This window comes from Haloechinothrix sp. LS1_15, from assembly GCF_033042135.1.
Lineage (GTDB): Bacteria > Actinomycetota > Actinomycetes > Mycobacteriales > Pseudonocardiaceae > Haloechinothrix.
Genome location: NZ_WBXM01000001.1, coordinates 146,537 through 163,652 on the forward strand (window position 1 = coordinate 146,537; position 17,116 = coordinate 163,652).

Here is a 17,116-nt window from a genome sequence, read left to right on the forward strand (position 1 = left end):
ACGTAGAGATGAGTTCTGTCGGCTCGACACCAGAAGTTCCGGACCTGCCGCCTCGACCGGACCCGATGACGGGAAAGCCGTTCCCGCCGCGAGGGCTGAGCTTCTACGGAATCGATCAGCCGCCTGAGGAGGATCGAGGGCGCGATCTCCGGTTATCCAGTAAGCCGAAACCGCCTTCTGGGATGGGCCCGGTTTTGGCGTGGTACAAGGAGAACTATCGCGCAAAGATTGGCACCGCGCTTTCCTTTCTGATCTTTATCGCTGCCGGTGGGTCTATAGCGGGGTATTTTCAGTGGGGCGATGCCTTTGGGTGGGTTACGGTATGGCAGATGTGGGTGCTCCTTGTCGTGCTCGCGCTGCTTCCGGCGATGCCGTTGACGTTCATGGTTTACTCAGCGGGCGCTGATTGGCTCCAGGTTCAGCGCGTGCGCCTTGGAGTGACACGCGGAGTCTTCGTCAAGCTGTACGAGCTCACCAAGATCGATGTCGGTGTAGCCGGTCCGAACGATTTTCTTCGGTTGTGGGACGGCGAGCGATATCTGGAGCGTAGCTTCATTGAGCTGCAAAAAGATCGTCGTGTCTGGGATCTGCTGTACAACGGTATCCTGCACTCGATGGTCAACGGCGCCGAGGTGACCAATTCGGCTCGCCGCCAGTTGCAGTTGGACACCGCTTTGGAAGGGTTGGCTTCTGGGGAGCTTCCGAGAACGGCCGAAGTCGATACGACGACGTTGTCCGACGACGAGATCCGCGAAGTGATGAAGCATCCAGAAGTGCAGCAGATCATGGACGTTGCTGATTTTCCGCACGATTCATCCCCGGCGGAGTTTCGAGAGAAGTTCCCGATCGTCTTCGAGAAACATTTGCCGGGTTGGGATGAGCAGCATAATCCTCGATCAGGAAAGTAAGACGGTGGATGAGGTACATGACGGATGCGTCGTCGCTTGAACCCTGGAGGGCTATTCACATGCTTTCGGATGGGGGTCGGCGTCGCCGACTCGCGGATGGAAACTGCAGGTAAGGAATGATGTTCGGTCGCGTGGACGTGGTGAATACCCCGACATATGAATAAGCGCGCTGCACCCCGCGCGTCCTGGACAACGAACGTACATATACAGCGCGAACCCAGGAAGCGAGGCTTGTGATGCCACGGACCCGCCCGACCGTCGCTGTCACCGCCGCTGCCGCTGTTGCCCTGGTGCTCGGTGGTTGCAGCAGTGAGGTCTCCCCCGGCTCGGGGACAACGGGTGATGCTCCGCCCACGCTGGCCGAGATCGAACCGGCCGAGGAGCTGGAGGACAACCCGGTCGCCCCGCCCAACCCGACGCTGCACGAGTACCGCCTCGGCGATACGCACGAGGACGGGATCAGCATCACCGTGGATGGATTCGAGTTACTCGACCCGGAGCGCAGCGAGGAGTATGCGGAACCGGGAGAACCACCGGCGGAGTGGTCGGTGGAGCTGACCTACACCAACAACACCGACCAGCCGGTACACCCGGCGATGATCTCGCTGTACCCCCGGGTGGATGGCGACGAGGAGGCGCTGTCCCTGGTTTTCGAGTACGAGGGCGGTGACGAGAACGACGCGATCCCGCCCGGCGGCACCGTCACGGTGCCGGTCGCGTTCACCGGCTCCGGTCAGGAATACGGCGTCACCGTGGTGCAGCCCGACGAGTCAAGCCTGGCCCGGTTCGACTGGTCGGGCTGAGCCGGCCGAGGCCGCAGATCCGCTGCTCCATCCGGGTGGCGTACGTGCGAACCACACCCGCCGTGTCGCGGCAGCGGCGACCATGAAGCATCGCCCGGCGTTGACCAGACGGGTATGGGGTCGATGCGCGAGTAGGGGGTGTGCGGTGTCGCCGAACTTTTACACAGATAAGCAGGGCCGTGCGCGCCCGATCACTCCGAAGAAGGGTGGCGGGGCGTTCGTGGCCGGGGCCGTGCTCGCCACGGCGGTCGCCGCGCACAGCGGAGCGCTCGGTGGCTCCGCTGCCGTGAGCTCGTCGGTCAGCGTCGGGACCCAGGCCGCCGCGAGCGCGAAAGTGGCCGCGCGGTCCGGTAATCGCAGTGCCGCGTGGCGACACCTGGGGATACGGGTGGCGCGCGAGGTGGCCAGGCACAACACCGACTGCGCCGCCCACGCCTACGGCCAGGTGCGGCAGTACTTCGCCGGTTCCCCGTGCCAGTCGTTGGACCGTGTGCTGCTGACCTTGGCGGACGACGCCGGTAACAGCATGGTGCTGTCGGTGTCGTGGGTGCGGATGCCGGATGCGGGCGAGGCCATCCGGCTGAAGGAGCTGGTGGACACCTACGGCACCGGTAACGTCGCGCCGATCGGCATGGCAGCGCTGGAAGAGCAGGGCATCACGTTCACCGGCCAACACTACGACTCGCGGCGCGACGGCTCACTGGTGGTGATCGCCGAGTCCGAACCCGCGAGCGGGCGGCCATCCACCGATGCGCTCGACACCGCCGCCGAGGTCGGCGCCCAATTCCCTGGCAGATGAGGGGCCGCGCATCCGGTGCTTGCGGCAATCGCAGGCCGCGATCAGCCGCATGACATCGGTCGTCCAGCCGGGCTGTACCAGTAGCCGACCACTGCGGTGACACCACTGAGCTGGTCCCTGACATGTCGATCCGTCCCAGTTCGTGGGTGCGACAGCTGGTGCTGACGATGATCACCTTATCGCAGTGGCGCAATGCTGAGCCAAACTGGCACTTGCTATGACACTATTATGGTGCCATAGTGATGCTATGGATATCTCGCCGTACCTGGAGCGACTACGTCGCGACCTTGCCGTTGCCGCCGAGTCGGGCGGTGAGGACACTCGCGCCTTCGCGGAGTGGCTTACCACCGCGTTCGAGTCATCGGCCCAGCTCGTGCTGCTCGAGGCACTGTCGGATGCCGCCGACGAGATCACCCGTGAGATGGCACCCGGGTCTGTCGAGCTGCGACTGCGGGGGCGCCAACCCACGTTCGTCGTCTCGCCCGCGCCCGACGACGAGGCGTTCGACGAGGCAGTGCAGGACGAGGCTGGGTACGGGCAGCCTGGCGCGACAGGCATGGTCGGCGGGGGCAGTCCGGCCGAGGCGGACGACGACAGCACGTCCCGGTTCAACCTGCGATTACCCGAGTCGCTCAAGCTTCGCATCGAGGAAGCCGCCCGCCAGGAAGGTCTGTCACTCAACGCCTGGCTGGTCCGTGCGGCCGCCGCTGCGGTGGAACCCGAGGGTCCGCCCCGCCGCATTCGTCGCCGACCTCCGACAGGCGGCCAGCGCTACACCGGCTGGGTGCGCTAGTGGCGCGCGCGATGCTCCGTCCCGCGTTGCAAACCCGCTTCCATCGACTTCGACCCAGGAGACCGGAGATGCCTCACTTCGATACGCCCGAACCGATCACCGCGACGGTCGAGCTCATGCTGGGCGATCTGCACGTTATCGCTAGCGATCGCCAAGACACCGTCGTCGCGGTGAACCCCACCGACCGCTCCCGCGAGGTCGACGTCACGGCAGCAGAACAGACCGAGATCGAGCACGAGGCCGGGAGGGTCCTGGTCCGCGTCCCGAAGCCGCGAGGACTCGGAAAGTTCCTCGGGCCGGGTCGGAATTCAGGCTCGGTCGACGTTGTCATCGAGCTGCCTGCCGGCTCGCACGTGTCCTGTGACACGGCGGTGGCCGACGTCCGGATCGACGGACAGCTCGGTGAGGTCCGCATCGCTACCGACGTGGGTGCGATCCGGATCGACCGGGCAGGACCGCTGCACGCCGAGACGAGCACCGGCAACGTCACCATCGATCACGTGATCGGGCACACCATGATCAAGGCAGCCGGCGAGATCGCCGTCAACCAGATCGACGGCCCGGCGGAGATCAACAATCTCAACGGCTCGACGTGGGTCGGCGAGGTCACCGGCGGCGCGCGGATCACCTCGGCGAACGGCGACATCCTACTCGACCGGGCACACGCCGAACTGCGCGCCAAGACCGCCAACGGCACCATCCGGATCGGCGAGGTCGCTCGGGAAACCGTCAAGCTCGAGACCAGCTCCGGCGGGCTGGCGGTTGGCATTCCCGATGGGACGGCGGCCTGGGTGGACGCGCATTCGAAGTTCGGCCGGGTGCACAACGCGCTGGATTCCGCGAGCGGGCCGGAACCTTCACGGGAGACCGTCGAGATCTACGCCCGCACCTCCTACGGCGACATCGATATCCACCGGTCCTGACCACCAGCCGGGCAGTCCCGGCGTCTCACTCACAAGGGAGGAACGATGGCTACGGCCACGTCTCAGGCAGCGATCCGAACGAAAGCACTGCGCAAGTCCTACGGCGACACGGCGGTACTCGACGGCATCGACCTGCACGTGCAGACCGGAACCGTGTTCGGGCTGCTCGGGCCCAACGGAGCAGGCAAGACCACCATGGTCAAGATCCTGTCGACGTTGATCAGCGCCGACAGCGGCGAGGCGTACGTCCTCGGCAACGATCGCCACCGCAACCCCGACGCGGTACGTGCGGGAATCGGTGTCACGGGACAGTTCTCCGCGGTCGACGACCTGCTCACCGGGCGGGAGAACCTACTGCTGATGGCCGACCTGCGGCACCTCGGGCGCCACGTCGGCAGGCAGCGCGCGATCGAGCTGCTCGAACGGTTCGACCTGGTCGAGGCCGCCGACAAACCCGCCAGTACCTACTCGGGAGGCATGCGTCGGCGGCTCGACCTCGCGATGACGCTGGTCGGGAACCCACGACTGATCTTCCTCGACGAGCCCACTACCGGCCTGGATCCAAGGAGCCGCCACGAGCTGTGGCGGATCATCTGGGAACTCGTCGAGGAGGGTGTCACGATCTTCCTCACCACGCAGTACATGGAGGAGGCGGACCAGCTCGCCGACCGGATCGCTGTTCTCGACCGCGGAACCATCGTGGCCGAGGGCACGGTGGACGAGCTCAAAGCCCGGATTCCGGGTGGACACATCCGGCTTCACTTCGCCGACCCCGAACAGCTCGCCGTCGCCGCCGCCACGGTCACCCACACCAGGCGCGAGGACGAGTCGCTTAGCTTGCAGGTCCCGACCGACACCGATTTCGCGGCGATGCGCGCGTTGCTCGATCGCCTGAGCGCGGCCGATGTCGAGTTCGACTCGCTGTCGGTGCATCGGCCCGATCTCGACGATGTGTTCCTCACCTTGACCGGCCAGGCGAACGCGGGGGCCGGGACGCAGCGACAGGAGGCCCAATGATGAGCACGCTCACCCTCGCGATGCAGGACTCGGCGACGATGCTGCGGCGCAATCTGCGTCGGCAGGTGCGCTACGTGTCGCTGGTGGTCTTCCAGTTCGCCATCCCGATCGTCTTTCTGCTGCTGTTCGTCTACGTCCTCGGCGGCACGATGGGGGCGGGCCTCGGTGACGGTCCCGGCAGCCGAGCCGAGTACCTCGACTACGTCACCCCGGCCGTCCTGCTGATCGCCATCGTCGGTGTCGCTCAGATCACCCCGATCATGGTGGCGATGGACATGACCGGCGGCATCATCGACCGATTCCGCACGATGCCCATCGCCCGCGTCTCGGTGCTGACCGGCCACGTGCTGGGCAGCCTCATACAGACCGTGATCGTCGTGTTCGCGGTGCTCGGCGTCGCGCTTCTCCTGGGGTTCGAGGCAACAGCCGGGCCCGCGGAGTGGGTTGCGATGTTCGGCGTCGTGGTGATGGTCGCCTTGGCGATCACCTGGCTGTCGGTCGCATTGGGGCTCGCGGCGCGGAGCGTGGAGACCGCAAGCAATGTGCCACTCCCGCTCATCCTGCTTCCGTTTCTCAGCAGCGGGTTCGTACCGGTCGACTCGATGCCTGCGGCTATGCGGTGGTTCGCCGAGTACCAGCCGTTCACCCCCATCATCGAGGTGTTCCGCGGGCTGCTGACGGCCAGCCCGATCGGCAACTACGGTGTCATCGCCGTCGCCTGGTCAGCAGGCATCGCCCTGCTCGGCTACGTGTGGGCGAAGCGCCTGTTCAACCGGGCTTCGCAGCGCTAGCCTGCCGACGGCCCCGCCGGGTGTCCGGTTCACGCCGGTGGGCGGCACGGCAAGGTGGTGGAGGTCGGTACGGATGACCGCGTCGCCGATGGGTAGCGTCCAGCAGGGCCGGGATCGGGTGGTGCCGATTCCCGAAACGGGCTCGGATCGTGCCGATCTGACCGTCCCGTCGGTAATCCACGCGCAGGGGTGGTCGCTGACACCCCTGCTGGGTCAGCTCCCGGCGAGCTGGGCCTGCCACATCCAGTGGGCCTCTTCCAGCTTGTTGGCGATCGCGATGAGCAGGTCCTGGGTGACCTGGTCGGTCTTGTCTGTCTCGTCGATGCGGGCGCGCAGGCGCTGGATCATGGTCTCTAGTACCTGCACGATGTACTCGACCACGTCGCGGTCGCTACGCCAACCCGAGTCCAGTTTCGGCAACCCGGCGTCGGCGGCGACGGTGTCAGCCCTGCCGTCCGGCGGAACACCGATCGCGGCGCTGCGCTCAGCCACGCTGTCCGCGAAGTCGCGCGCGGTGGTGACCAGCTCGTCGAGCTGGAGGTGAACATCCCGGAAGAACCGCCCTACGACGTTCCAGTGTGCCTGCTTGGCCGTCAGGTGCAGGGCGATCAGCTCCACCAGCGTCGACTGCAGCGCTCTCGCGGTGGTGTCGCGGTCGTCGCTGTTGAGCGGGCCGGTGATGGGATCGGTCGATGTCATGACCGTCGCACCTCCTCATCGAGTCAGTTCGGGACGCACCTGGAGTACCCGTGAAATCGGTCCCCGTAATCGCAGGTTACGCGCGGGCGGGTCGGTCACGCGCGTTCAGCGACGGTTCTCCCGCATCCGAGTGAGGGGCGGGTGCGCTCGATCGAACGGGGGAGCCTGCGGGCGACCGCTTGCGACGGTCACGCCAGCGTGGTTGCGTTGCTTACTGTCGATCAAGCTGGTCGACGTCGGCGCTGTCCATCGTAGGAGGGGTGGTGCGCTGATGGGCGGACGTGCTGTGCGGGCGGGTGCGGCTGTGGCATTACTCGCCGCGGCCGCGCTGGTGTTCGGCTGCGGCGGGGGAACATCGAACCTCACCGCGGAGGAGCTCGTCGGGGACGACACGGCTGTCGACGGAGACCCCACCACCGGCATCGAACCGTGGGGCAGCCACACCTGGGACGACGGTCTCGCGCTCGAAGTCGGTCAACCGGAGGAGTGCGAGCCCTCGGACAATGCCCTCAACGCCGACACCGAGCGGGCGGTGCAGTTCCCGATGGCGCTGGAGAACACGACGGAACACCCCTTCGAGTTCGGGATGACACCGGTGGTGGGCGAGGCGACCTTCGACGGCGAGCGGGTCGAGGTGATCCTCGACCTGGAAGGCCCCTGCCACAGTGATGAGATGGGCTTCACCGTGATCGAAACGGGCGAGACCCACGAGTTCGCAGTGTCCTTCGCGGTCGGGCCCGAGCCCGGCTTGATGGTTTTCGAGGTCTCTCCCGTGCTCGGTGCCGAGCGGGTGGAGATGTCCGGTCGCGTGTGACGCGCGTCAGGAACGTGCGGCCAGCGACTCGCGAGAGTCACGGCCGGTGCGCTCGTCTCCCGGATACACCTCCGGTAGCCCGAAGACCTCGAACAGGCTCAGGTCGAAGAACGCCGCCACGTGGGATACAGTCCCACCGGTCAGGGTGAGCACCTGGAGCTGGAACTTCCGGTAGGTGCCGTCGGTCCCGTCCCGCATGTAAACCCCGAACGCGGGTTGGCCGTTCGCGGCCGTGGGCAGCAGGCGCAGATCGTCCGATCCGGCGGGGCACTGGGTGGCGATGACGGTGCCGATGGCGGCGGGACCTTGAAACCACGCGGCGAACGGCGGCATCTCCCAGACCGCATCGCTGGTGAACAGCTCGACCAGCGCCGTGACGTCCTTGCGTTCGAACGCCTCGACGTACTTCTCCAGCATCTTCCGCTGCTCGGCGCTGATTGGCCCCGGCTTGGTGTCCTCGCTCGGCGTGACCTTAGCCAGCTGGGCGCGGGCACGCTGTAGCATGCTGTTCGCCGCTGCGGTGGAAACGTCGAGCAGATCGGCGACTTCCGCCGCCCGCCACCGCAGCACGTCGCGGAGCAGCAGTACTGCCCGCTGGCGAGGCGGGAGGTGCTGCAACGCGGCGATCAGCGCCAGCCGGAGACTTTCACGCGAGGTCACCACGGCGGCGGGGTCATTACCGGCGTCGACGGAGCTGTCGGGAATCGGCTCCAGCCACGGCACCTCGTGCCGCACGTCCAGGTCACCCTCCGGCTCCTCGCTCGGTCCGCCGAGCCCGGTCGGCATGGGCCGCCGGTTACGGGACTCCAGCGCGGTCAGGCAGGTGTTGGTTGCGATCCGGTACAGCCACGTGCGCAGCGATGAGCGCCCCTCGAACGCGTCGTAGGAACGCCACGCCCGCAGGTAGGTCTCCTGCACCAGATCCTCGGCCTCGTGTATGGAGCCGAGCATGCGGTAGCAGTGCGCGAGCAGCTCGGGTCGGAACGGGTTGGTGGCGCTGGTGAAATCCTGATCGTGGGTGACGACAGCCATGACTGCTGTTCCCTCCGTGCGACCCGACCGATGTATCGCAAGCTTAGGCGATACCACTGACAAGTGGGACGGGTTTCGTGGCACGGCCTGCGAGCGACCTCCGCTCGGGTCAGAATCCCTGTGCGAGGTCGGCGAACCGGCTGTAGTGCAGCTGGTGCGCGACGGCCACCGTGCTTGTGGGGCCGGAACGATGCTTGGCCAGGATCAGATCAGCCTCCCCTGCGCGCGGGTCATCCTGCTCGCTGGCGTCCGGCCGGTTGATCAGCAGCACGATGTCGGCATCCTGCTCCAGCGAGCCCGACTCGCGTAGATCCGCCAGCATGGGTCGCTTGTCCGTCCGTTGCTCCGGGCCGCGATTGAGCTGGCTGATCGCGACCAGCGGCACGTCGAGTTCCTTGGCGAGTAGCTTGAGCTGTCGCGAGAACTCGGATACCTCTTGCTGCCGGGACTCGACGCGCTTCCCAGAGGTCATCAGCTGCATGTAGTCGACCACGATGAGCTGGAGGTCGTGCCGCTGCTTCAGTCGCCTGGCCTTCGCCCGGATCTCCATCATGGTCATGTTGGGCGAGTCATCGATGAACAGCGGCGCCTCGCTGATCTCGCTCATCCGCCGGGCCAGTCGCGTCCAGTCGTCGTCGCTCATCCGGCCGCCGCGCATGTCCTGCAGCCGGATCTTGGCCTCGGCGGAGAGCATGCGCATCACGATCTCCGTCCGCCCCATCTCCAGCGAGAAGATCACGCTGGTCAGCCCCTGCCTGATCGAGCACGAGCGGGCGAAATCCAGTCCCAGGGTGGAGTTGTGTGTCGGGACCATGCTGTTCCCCGCCAGGTACAGGTGGTCGGCGGAATCGACCTCTACGCAGCGCACAGGAACGCTTGGCACCGGACGGACATTCACGATGAACCGCGACCCGGTCCGAGTCTTATCGTGATCGTGACGGCGTTCCTTGTGGGTGAGTCGCTTTCGTTCGAGCCGGAATACCTCGTCGACGGTGCTGAAGTTCAGCGAGTATGCCGTCGAGGAAGCTTGGCTCCGGCCAGCGACCTGCTTCGTCGTGACACCACAGCGATACCCGAGGCTGCAGACGAGCTCGTACACTTGCTCGGCGAGGCGCTCGCTGGTGGTGATGAACTGCACCGCCCCGGCCGACGTCACGGTCCCGTCGGTATCCAGGAGACCGGCAAGCAGGGCTCGCCGCTGCACTTCCGATGAACGGAGGTACTCGTGCGGGATGTGCTTGTTCTCGAGGACGCCCAACGACCGGAGAACGGCTTGTACGGAGCCGTGCGACTCGTGCGGCTCCGGAAAACACAGCCGGTACATGCTGCCGGCGGCCGGAATCGCGTCGATCCCCTCGGCTTCGATGTGGCAGGCGATCTCCGGGTCACCCGTGGTGAATCGGGCATCGGCAGTGGAACCGTCGCCGAGCCAGGCGCCGAGCACGTACGGGGGCAGGGGGAGGTCGCGTTCCGGTAGGTCCAACGGCAGACAATTGGTCACGGAGTGATTTGCCCCCCGGTCAGCTGTTTCGCATCGGAGTGTCGCCGCGATCTCTTCGGTGGTGCGAACCTCGGCGAATGCTCGCTGGTTCCGCTGCCGGTTCCGGTCGGTACGTGCTTGATGCGCGCTGCGTCGGGACGCGCGTGTATCGGTGAGCCACTGGTGGTGCGCATCGGCGACGATCATCGTTCCGTCGGAGAACTCGATCTCGTAACAGGGCCGCCCGCGCATGACCTCGGTGGCACCGATGACTCGCGTCGGGCGGCCATCGGCGCCGAGGAGCTCGTCCCCTACCCTGACGTCGGCCATGGTGGTCCAGCCGTGCGGCGTCGGGAGGGGTGTGGACAATGCGAGCGCCTTGCCGATTCCGGGTCGAGCCGCGACGATGACCATCTGCCCGGGGTGAAGCCCGTTGGTGACATGGTCGAGGTCGGAGAACCCGGTCGCCACGCCCATGGACTGGCCGCCGCGCGAAGCGATGGCGTCGATCTCGTCCATCGTGGGCTGCAGCAGCTCTTCCAGCGGCACGTAGTCCTCGCTGGTGCGCCGTTCGGTTACCTCGTAGATGGCGGCCTGCGCGCGGTCGACGATCTCGTTGACGTCGTCGCCAGCCGTGTCGGATGCGCCGTAGCCGAACTGCACGATCCGGGTGCCTGCCTCGACCAGCCTGCGCAGGATCGCCTTATTGGACACGATCTGCGCGTAGTAGGCGGCGTTGGCAGCGGTCGGCACGGTGGCGATGAGCGTGTGCAGGTACGGGGCACCGCCCACCCTGCCGAGCTCACCTCGTCGTTCCAGCTCGGCGGAGACGGTGACCGGGTCGGCGGGCTCGCCGCGCCCGTAGAGGTCGAGCACGCAGTCGTAGATCGCCTGGTGCGCCGGGCGGTAGAAATCGCCGGGTCGGAGCACCTCGACGACGTCGGCGATCGCGTCCTTGGACAGCAACATGCCACCGAGTACAGATTGTTCGGCTGTCACGTCCTGCGGTGGCTGCCGGTCGAATCCGCCTCCTCCTACCTGACCGCCGGAGGAGGCAGCGCCGGGATCAGTCGCGTAGTTCGCCTCACGGTCGTCGGTGAGCGCCACCGGTGCAGGCACCTCCTTGCAGCAGGAACGGTGTATCGAACTCCCGTTCGATTATCGCCAAGTGTAGCCACTTCCCCCGACATCGCCACGCCTGTGGACAGCGTGGCCCCAAGACGGTGTGCGGGAGGCATCAGCAGCACGCTACGAGCCGGTAGCGCCCGGAGGCAAAACCGCTTGGGGACGGTTCTGTGTACAGCTTGGGGAGCACCCGGGCTGTTCAACCACAAGCCACTGTGCGGCTGTGTATAGCCTGGGGATAAACATGACCCGTTCGAGCAAACCTGCAGGTCAAACCCTGTGGGTTTGCTGTGGACAACTTCGTGGAAATTCCTTCGGCGTGTCGGCGCTTGTTGCCGTCCGGGCGTGTCGTCTGACGGTGCGGTGTTCGACCGATACACAAGAAGCGGGCGAGGCCCGTACCACCGGATCAGCCCGGTAGAACGAAAACCCCGCCCGCTGGGATGCCGTCTCAGCCGAGAGTGCGACCGCTACCCGGGGTCACTCGGCTGCGGACACCGTGACCTGCAGGGAGGCCGAAACCTCCGGGTGCAGTCGCACGGTAACCGGGTAGGTTCCCACGCTCTTGATGTGATCACCCATCTGGATCGTGCGCTTGTCCAGCTGGGGACCGCCTGCCTGCTTGATGGCGTTGGCGATATCCGAGGGCGTCACCGAACCGAACAGCTTGCTCGAGTTCTTGGATGCTTTCGCGGTGACCGGAACCTCGCCGAGGCCTTCCAGCGTGGTGGCGACCTCCTTGGCGTGGTCCAGGTCCCTGATCCTGCGTGCCTCCTGCGCCCGCCGGATCTCTGCGACGGTGCGCTCGGCACCCTTGGTGGAGCGGATCGCGTACCCCCGCGGCAGCAGGTAGTTGCGCGCGTAGCCGTCCTTTACCTCGACGATGTCCCCGGGACCACCGAGGTGGGCCACGTCCGTGGTCAGAATGAGCTTGGCCATGACGCGCCTCCTTACTTGGCCGTCGAGGTGTACGGCAGCAGCGCCATCTCACGGGAATTCTTCACCGCGATGGCGACCTTGCGCTGGTGCTGGCTGCAGTTACCGGTCACCCGGCGAGCACGGATCTTGCCGCGGTCCGAGATGAACTTACGCAGCAGCGTGGTGTCCTTGTAATCGATCGCCTCCGGGCGGCCTTGCTTGTCGGCCGCGCAGAAGATGCAGACCTTCTTCTTCGGCTTGCGAACAGGTGGCTTGGCCACAGTAATACTCCTGGATCAAGGGGTGGTTGCTTGCTCAGAAAGGTGGTTCGTCGGAGAACCCGCCGCCGTTGCCCGCTGCAGGCGCCGAACTCCACGGGTCGTCAGCAGGCGCTGCAGCTGCGCCGCCACCGCCGCCGAAGCCACCGCTACCCGAGCCACGGCTGACCTTGTTGACCTTCGCGGTGGCATACCGCAGCGACGGGCCAACCTCGTCGACCTCGAGCTCGACGACGGTGCGCTTCTCGCCTTCCTTCGTCTCGAAGGAGCGCTGCTTCAGCCTGCCCTGCACGACCACCCGCATGCCGCGGGTGAGGGACTCGGCGGCGTTCTCGGCCGCCTGGCGCCAGATGTTGCAGCGGAGGAACAGTGCCTCGCCGTCCTTCCACTCACCCGACTGCCGGTCGAACTGGCGCGGCGTGGAAGCCACGGTGAAGTTCGCGACCGCGGTGCCCGACGGGGTGAAGCGCAGCTCCGGGTCGGCGGTGAGGTTCCCGACGACGGTGATGATGGTGTCACCGGCCATGGCAGATCACCTCAGACCGCTGCGGCTTGGGGTTGACGGGCGCTACCGCTACCGGTCTCTTCCCGGCGCACCGTCTTGGTGCGCAGCACGGTCTCCTGCAGCGACAGCTGGCGCTCCAGCTCCTTGACCGCGTCGGGGTTCGACGTGACGTCGATGACCGCGTAGATGCCCTCGCTGTTCTTCTTGATCTCGTATGCGAGCCTGCGGCGACCCCAGATGTCCACCTTGTCGATGGTGCCACCGGACGCGGGGATCACCTTCAGCCATTCCTCGAGTGTCGATTCGACCTTTCGGTCGTCCACGACGGGATCGAGGATGATCATTACTTCGTAATGACGCGACACAACCACTCACCTCCTCTGGACTCGTGGCCACGGACTTTCCGTGACAGGAGGGTTGACCAGCTGTCGACTATAGCCGTGAGGTATGACAGCCTTCCCGGCGGGGCCGGGTCACGGGCAGCGCGTCACACTTTGCGCAGTACCCAGGTGCGGAACAGCGCGGCCGCGGTGCCCGCGAATGCCACGACAGCCAACAGCATCGGTAGCTGCACGGTCTGCTGGCCGGGACTGCCCGCGAGCGCCTCGGCGTCGCCCGCCTGCTGTTCGGCCCCGTCCGACTCGTCCGCGCCAAGCATCCCGAACTCCGGGGACAGGCCCGGCAGGTCCGAAGTGCCGTACCGCTCCTCCGGGGGTGCCGACGACAACATCTCGCCCGCCTCAGCCGCGGGGATGTTGTCGTAGTCGCGGCGTGGTGCGCGAGCGTCCGGTAGCTCGCTGCCGCCCTGCTGCGCGTGACCTTCGGCCGAGTCGGGGGTGGGCTGCGTCCCGGAGCCGTTGGCGGGCTCGCCTCCCTGAGCGTTCTCGCCGCCGTTACCGGAACGCGCTCCGTCGGAGCCGTTGGACGACCCGCTGCCGCTCGAGCTGCGCTCGCTCTCGCCGTAGTTGGTGGCCAGCACGGTCAGCGCGCAGGCATCGGAGACCCTGCTGGTGATCCGATCCCTGTTGCGCTGGTATTCGGCGATGTCGGAGACCTCGTCCACGCTGTCGATCTTGGCCAGGACAGCTTCGGCGATGTCGCTGCCGTGCAATGCCGATGTGGGCGAGTCGGAAACGGTGCCCAGCGGGATAGGGTCGAACTTGCCTTCCTCGAAGGCTTCTCTCATCCGGGTACGCTCGCTCTTGATGTCGAGCAGGCGCGAATCGATACCCCACCGCACCGAGCGGACCACCATGTCCTGCACGGTTTCCGACGGCAGCTCGATAGCGGCACCGACCGGGCCGGACGCTTCACCGTTGCAGTGTGCGGGCGTGACCGCCGCGCTCGCGGTGCCCGCCGTAGCCAGCAGTGACGCGCCTGCCAGGAAGCTGGTCAGTCCCAGTGCGGTGACGGCCCGACGCGCGGTGCGGCGCGGGCGGTCAGCAACAACCCCCACAGTGATGTCCTCCGATATCGCTGGACTGCGTTCCCTTACTTATAACGCGTTCTCGTTTCGGATACCAGCGGTCGCATTGTGACTTGCGTCATGCTGCCCCGAAGGTGCGGCGAAGTACCCAGGTGCGCACCAGGCCGGCGCTGGCTGCCGACAGTGCGAGCACCGCGATCATCATGGGCATCCCGATGCCACCGCTACCGTGCGAGGGTAACCCGTCCGCGCTGCCCGCGTTGTTGATCTCCCGATCCTCGGACTCGTCACCCTGTCCGAGCAACCCGAATTCCGGGCTGTAGCCGGGGATCTGGTTACCGTAGCGGACGCCGGGCGACGGGGCGAACGTGTCGTCGGTGTGTGGCGCCGACGTGAAGTTGTCCATCGGCAGGTAGCCGCTGGCCAGCGTGGTCGGCAACCCGCTGGAGCCGGGCACGCTGCTGGGGTGGTACACGTCGCTGCTCGACGGGCGGTTACGCGGCTCCGGCTGCCGCTCCTGCTCCCGCGGTTCGCCGCCTGCCTGCTGCCCGCCGGAGGAACCGCCGCTGTCCGAGCCGCCGCCCGGTGCCGGGGCGGGTGCCCCGGGGTCGCTGCCGCCGCCCCCACCGATCGACTCGCGTACCCGCTCGGTGGTCTCCTTGACACGTTCCCGGACCGGCTCGGTCGCTTCCTGCACCGGCGCGGCCGCGGTATTGACCGCCTTGACCGTCACCTCACAGACCGAGGGGATGACGGCACCGAGCAGGGGAAGGCCGCTGAGGTACTGGGTGAGTTCGGAACCGGGTACGGAGAAGGTGCGAGTACCCTCCCTGGCCTTGCCCAACGAGATGGTCGGCGCGCCCGAGATGCCGAGCGCGGATTCAAGGTTGAGCGAGACGGGCTGGCCGGGCTTGCCGGAGAGGGTCGTCCCGCAGTCGCCCGCGATGAGCGGTGATGACCCTGCCGCGGTCGCCGGCATCGCGATCGCCGACACCGATGCCAGCAGCACGGAAGCCGCGGAGATGCTGGCCACGTCGCGCTTCAGCCTGCCCATGCTCTCGCCCCTGACGTCGTCACTCGGTCGTAACGGGTGTTCCCGCTCTCAATAGTGACAACGATGCTAGGCGATATTCGTGACGTGAAACAGTACTGAACGGCATCTATGACTGCCCGTCAGTGGACGGCTACCCTTTGCGAGCGTGTCTGCGCCGGCGGGTGCCTGCCCGCGCGGCCATCCCGGTATCCCTGGAGCGGTCGAGCACGCCGCCTACAGGATCGTCGGTCCCGTGTTGTCGGACCAGATCGTTCGCAGGCCGGTAGATCTGATGGATCACCAGTGCGCACAGGGCGGCCACGGTTAATCCCCGAAGCACCACCGCACTGAGGAACCATTCCTCCGGCAACCCCATGTTGTCCGTGCCGAGGAAGTAGTACATCCGCGGGACCCAGACCAGCGCGTCGATCGTCATCCAGCCGAGCAGTAGCCGCCAGTGCGGCAACGCGAGCACCGCCAGCGGCACCAGCCACAGCGAGAACTGCGGGCTCCACACCTTGTTGGTGAGCAGGAACGCGGCGACGACCAGGAAGCACAGCTGCGCCACGCGCGGCCGTACCGGCGCGGTCATCGCGATCCACGCGATGACCGCACAGCAGGCCAGGAACAGCAGCGCGCTGACCGCGTTCAGCACGACCGGCGTCTCCCCCGGCGCCAGCTCGCCGTCGAAACCGGGCCAACCACTGAACGCCGAGATCACGTTGTACAGCGAATCGGGATCGGCCGGGCGCTGCGAGTTCAGCCGCTGGAACTCCCACCACCCGCTTGGGTACAGCAATGCGATGGGGAGGTTCACTACCGCCCAGACGAATACGGTGGTCATCGCGGTACGCAGCCAGGTACGGAGCTTCCCGGCACGCAGACACAACACCAGTAGCGGCCCGAGAAGGAACAGCGGATACAGCTTGGCCGCCGCGCCGAGGCCAAGGAGCGCACCGGCCAGTGCCGGTTTGCGCCGTGCCCAGGCGAGCATGGCCGCGGTAGCGAACGCGACGACCAGGGTGTCCCAGTTGGTGAAGGCGTGCACGATCACCAACGGTGAGATCGCCACCAGCGCCGCGTCCCACGGCCTTCCCCTGGCCAACTGGGAAACCGACCACACAACCACCAGCCAGGCCATGGCCAGCCATAGCGCGCTGATATTGAAGTACACCACCACCGGAAGCGCGGTCGGCAGCAGCACGGTGTCGGCGCCGTCCAACCAGGCGTGCGTCAGCTGCGCGTTCGCCCACTGGAACAGCCCGGTCAGCACCGGGTACTCCATGTATCGCTGCTGCTCGTGCTCGGTGCCCTCGTCCTCGACCCAGCCGTCCCGGTACGGGAACGTGTCCGGATCGTCGAACCCTTGGATACCGAACAGCGGGATCACATCGGAGTAGCACAGCGCCACGTACTGCCGGTCCGAACGCCAATCCAGCGCGAGCGCGCCGTCGGCGGTCTCGTACTGCTGGATGCATGCAGCCTTGCCGAACCAGCCCAGCGTCAGCGTGATGATCGCCAGTAGCAGCGCGACCCGCAACGGCGTCCAGAACCAGTGACGCCCGACCGCCGCGTGCGTGCCGAGCGGACCACCGATCGGCTTGCTCGCCGCCGCGGCGAGCGGCTCGCTCCAGGTGGGCACGATTCGCTCGCGCTCTTCGGCGCTGGAGTGCAGCGGCGCGCTGCGACGGGACTCACCGGGCACGTTCGGATCGTATTAGGCCGTTCGGTGCACCCCGCGGACGCGCCAACCACACGACCGGGACCAGCCC

The 17,116-nt window shown here is 66.5% G+C and carries 18 protein-coding genes; 8 read left to right on the forward strand and 10 right to left on the reverse strand.

Going from position 1 to position 17,116, the window contains the following annotated elements; translation table 11 throughout:
• Positions 1-8: 8 nt before the first annotated feature.
• The 7 genes from F8178_RS00720 (at position 9) to F8178_RS00750 (ending at position 6,034) form a co-directional block, all read left to right on the forward strand.
• The gene (locus tag F8178_RS00720) at positions 9-908 is read left to right on the forward strand and encodes a hypothetical protein (RefSeq protein WP_317492609.1); all 900 of its coding nucleotides are present in this window, start codon (positions 9-11) and stop codon (positions 906-908) included.
• A gap of 236 nt (positions 909-1,144) precedes the next feature.
• On the forward strand, positions 1,145-1,711 hold the full coding sequence (locus tag F8178_RS00725) for a hypothetical protein (RefSeq protein ID WP_317492610.1): 567 nt from the start codon (positions 1,145-1,147) through the stop codon (positions 1,709-1,711).
• A 145-nt stretch (positions 1,712-1,856) separates the two neighbouring features.
• Positions 1,857-2,510, forward strand: a complete 654-nt coding sequence (locus tag F8178_RS00730; RefSeq protein ID WP_317492611.1) for a hypothetical protein — start codon at positions 1,857-1,859, stop codon at positions 2,508-2,510.
• 247 nt (positions 2,511-2,757) lie between these two features.
• The gene (locus F8178_RS00735) at positions 2,758-3,303 is read left to right on the forward strand and encodes a toxin-antitoxin system HicB family antitoxin (protein WP_317492612.1); all 546 of its coding nucleotides are present in this window, start codon (positions 2,758-2,760) and stop codon (positions 3,301-3,303) included.
• 68 nt (positions 3,304-3,371) lie between these two features.
• Complete coding sequence (locus tag F8178_RS00740; protein WP_317492613.1) at positions 3,372-4,226, forward strand: DUF4097 family beta strand repeat-containing protein; 855 nt, start codon at positions 3,372-3,374, stop codon at positions 4,224-4,226.
• A 45-nt stretch (positions 4,227-4,271) separates the two neighbouring features.
• A complete protein-coding gene (locus tag F8178_RS00745; RefSeq protein WP_317492614.1) occupies positions 4,272-5,243 on the forward strand; it encodes an ATP-binding cassette domain-containing protein in 972 nt (323 codons plus the stop codon).
• Positions 5,243-6,034: an ABC transporter permease gene (locus tag F8178_RS00750; RefSeq protein ID WP_317493042.1), complete on the forward strand. Its 792-nt coding sequence runs from the start codon at positions 5,243-5,245 to the stop codon at positions 6,032-6,034. Before F8178_RS00745 ends, F8178_RS00750 begins: the two co-directional genes overlap by 1 nt.
• A gap of 213 nt (positions 6,035-6,247) precedes the next feature.
• Here F8178_RS00750 and F8178_RS00755 read toward each other — a convergent pair whose 3' ends face one another.
• A complete protein-coding gene (locus tag F8178_RS00755) occupies positions 6,248-6,733 on the reverse strand; it encodes a DNA starvation/stationary phase protection protein (protein ID WP_317492615.1) in 486 nt (161 codons plus the stop codon).
• A 271-nt stretch (positions 6,734-7,004) separates the two neighbouring features.
• Here F8178_RS00755 and F8178_RS00760 point away from each other — a divergent pair, with 271 nt between their 5' ends.
• Positions 7,005-7,547, forward strand: coding sequence for a hypothetical protein (locus F8178_RS00760; RefSeq protein WP_317492616.1), 543 nt, complete (start codon positions 7,005-7,007; stop codon positions 7,545-7,547).
• 6 nt (positions 7,548-7,553) lie between these two features.
• Here F8178_RS00760 and F8178_RS00765 read toward each other — a convergent pair whose 3' ends face one another.
• From F8178_RS00765 to F8178_RS00805, 9 genes are all read right to left on the reverse strand, one after another.
• Entirely contained in the window at positions 7,554-8,579 is a 1,026-nt protein-coding gene (locus F8178_RS00765; RefSeq protein WP_317492617.1) for a sigma-70 family RNA polymerase sigma factor, read from the reverse strand.
• 109 nt (positions 8,580-8,688) lie between these two features.
• Positions 8,689-11,028, reverse strand: coding sequence for a replicative DNA helicase (gene dnaB, locus F8178_RS00770; protein ID WP_396344956.1), 2,340 nt, complete (start codon positions 11,026-11,028; stop codon positions 8,689-8,691).
• Positions 11,029-11,664: 636 nt separating this feature from the next.
• On the reverse strand, positions 11,665-12,123 hold the full coding sequence (gene rplI / locus F8178_RS00775) for a 50S ribosomal protein L9 (RefSeq protein WP_317492618.1): 459 nt from the start codon (positions 12,121-12,123) through the stop codon (positions 11,665-11,667).
• Between the two features lie 11 nt (positions 12,124-12,134).
• Positions 12,135-12,383, reverse strand: a complete 249-nt coding sequence (gene rpsR, locus F8178_RS00780) for a 30S ribosomal protein S18 (protein WP_317492619.1) — start codon at positions 12,381-12,383, stop codon at positions 12,135-12,137.
• A 34-nt stretch (positions 12,384-12,417) separates the two neighbouring features.
• Positions 12,418-12,906 (reverse strand): single-stranded DNA-binding protein, encoded by a 489-nt coding sequence (locus tag F8178_RS00785; protein WP_317492620.1) that lies wholly within the window; start codon positions 12,904-12,906, stop codon positions 12,418-12,420.
• Between the two features lie 11 nt (positions 12,907-12,917).
• Positions 12,918-13,250, reverse strand: coding sequence for a 30S ribosomal protein S6 (gene rpsF / locus F8178_RS00790; RefSeq protein WP_317492621.1), 333 nt, complete (start codon positions 13,248-13,250; stop codon positions 12,918-12,920).
• 122 nt (positions 13,251-13,372) lie between these two features.
• Entirely contained in the window at positions 13,373-14,341 is a 969-nt protein-coding gene (locus F8178_RS00795; RefSeq protein ID WP_317492622.1) for a hypothetical protein, read from the reverse strand.
• 88 nt (positions 14,342-14,429) lie between these two features.
• Positions 14,430-15,365 (reverse strand): hypothetical protein, encoded by a 936-nt coding sequence (locus F8178_RS00800; protein ID WP_317492623.1) that lies wholly within the window; start codon positions 15,363-15,365, stop codon positions 14,430-14,432.
• A gap of 130 nt (positions 15,366-15,495) precedes the next feature.
• Positions 15,496-17,049: a glycosyltransferase 87 family protein gene (locus tag F8178_RS00805; RefSeq protein ID WP_317492624.1), complete on the reverse strand. Its 1,554-nt coding sequence runs from the start codon at positions 17,047-17,049 to the stop codon at positions 15,496-15,498.
• Between the last annotated feature and the right edge of the window lie 67 nt (positions 17,050-17,116).

What these genes read in the sequence shown, in the direction of transcription:
- F8178_RS00785 (WP_317492620.1), bottom strand. Translation starts at nt 12,906, where the DNA reads ATGGCCGGTGACACCATCATCACCGTCGTCGGGAACCTCACCGCCGAC.
- dnaB (WP_396344956.1), bottom strand. Translation starts at nt 11,028, where the DNA reads ATGTTGCTGTCCAAGGACGCGATCGCCGACGTCGTCGAGGTGCTCCGA.
- F8178_RS00735 (WP_317492612.1), top strand. Translation starts at nt 2,758, where the DNA reads ATGGATATCTCGCCGTACCTGGAGCGACTACGTCGCGACCTTGCCGTT.
- F8178_RS00750 (WP_317493042.1), top strand. Translation starts at nt 5,243, where the DNA reads ATGAGCACGCTCACCCTCGCGATGCAGGACTCGGCGACGATGCTGCGG.
- F8178_RS00725 (WP_317492610.1), top strand. Translation starts at nt 1,145, where the DNA reads ATGCCACGGACCCGCCCGACCGTCGCTGTCACCGCCGCTGCCGCTGTT.
- F8178_RS00745 (WP_317492614.1), top strand. Translation starts at nt 4,272, where the DNA reads ATGGCTACGGCCACGTCTCAGGCAGCGATCCGAACGAAAGCACTGCGC.
- F8178_RS00800 (WP_317492623.1), bottom strand. Translation starts at nt 15,365, where the DNA reads ATGGGCAGGCTGAAGCGCGACGTGGCCAGCATCTCCGCGGCTTCCGTG.
- F8178_RS00765 (WP_317492617.1), bottom strand. Translation starts at nt 8,579, where the DNA reads ATGGCTGTCGTCACCCACGATCAGGATTTCACCAGCGCCACCAACCCG.
- F8178_RS00720 (WP_317492609.1), top strand. Translation starts at nt 9, where the DNA reads ATGAGTTCTGTCGGCTCGACACCAGAAGTTCCGGACCTGCCGCCTCGA.
- rplI (WP_317492618.1), bottom strand. Translation starts at nt 12,123, where the DNA reads ATGGCCAAGCTCATTCTGACCACGGACGTGGCCCACCTCGGTGGTCCC.
- F8178_RS00740 (WP_317492613.1), top strand. Translation starts at nt 3,372, where the DNA reads ATGCCTCACTTCGATACGCCCGAACCGATCACCGCGACGGTCGAGCTC.
- F8178_RS00760 (WP_317492616.1), top strand. Translation starts at nt 7,005, where the DNA reads ATGGGCGGACGTGCTGTGCGGGCGGGTGCGGCTGTGGCATTACTCGCC.
- F8178_RS00755 (WP_317492615.1), bottom strand. Translation starts at nt 6,733, where the DNA reads ATGACATCGACCGATCCCATCACCGGCCCGCTCAACAGCGACGACCGC.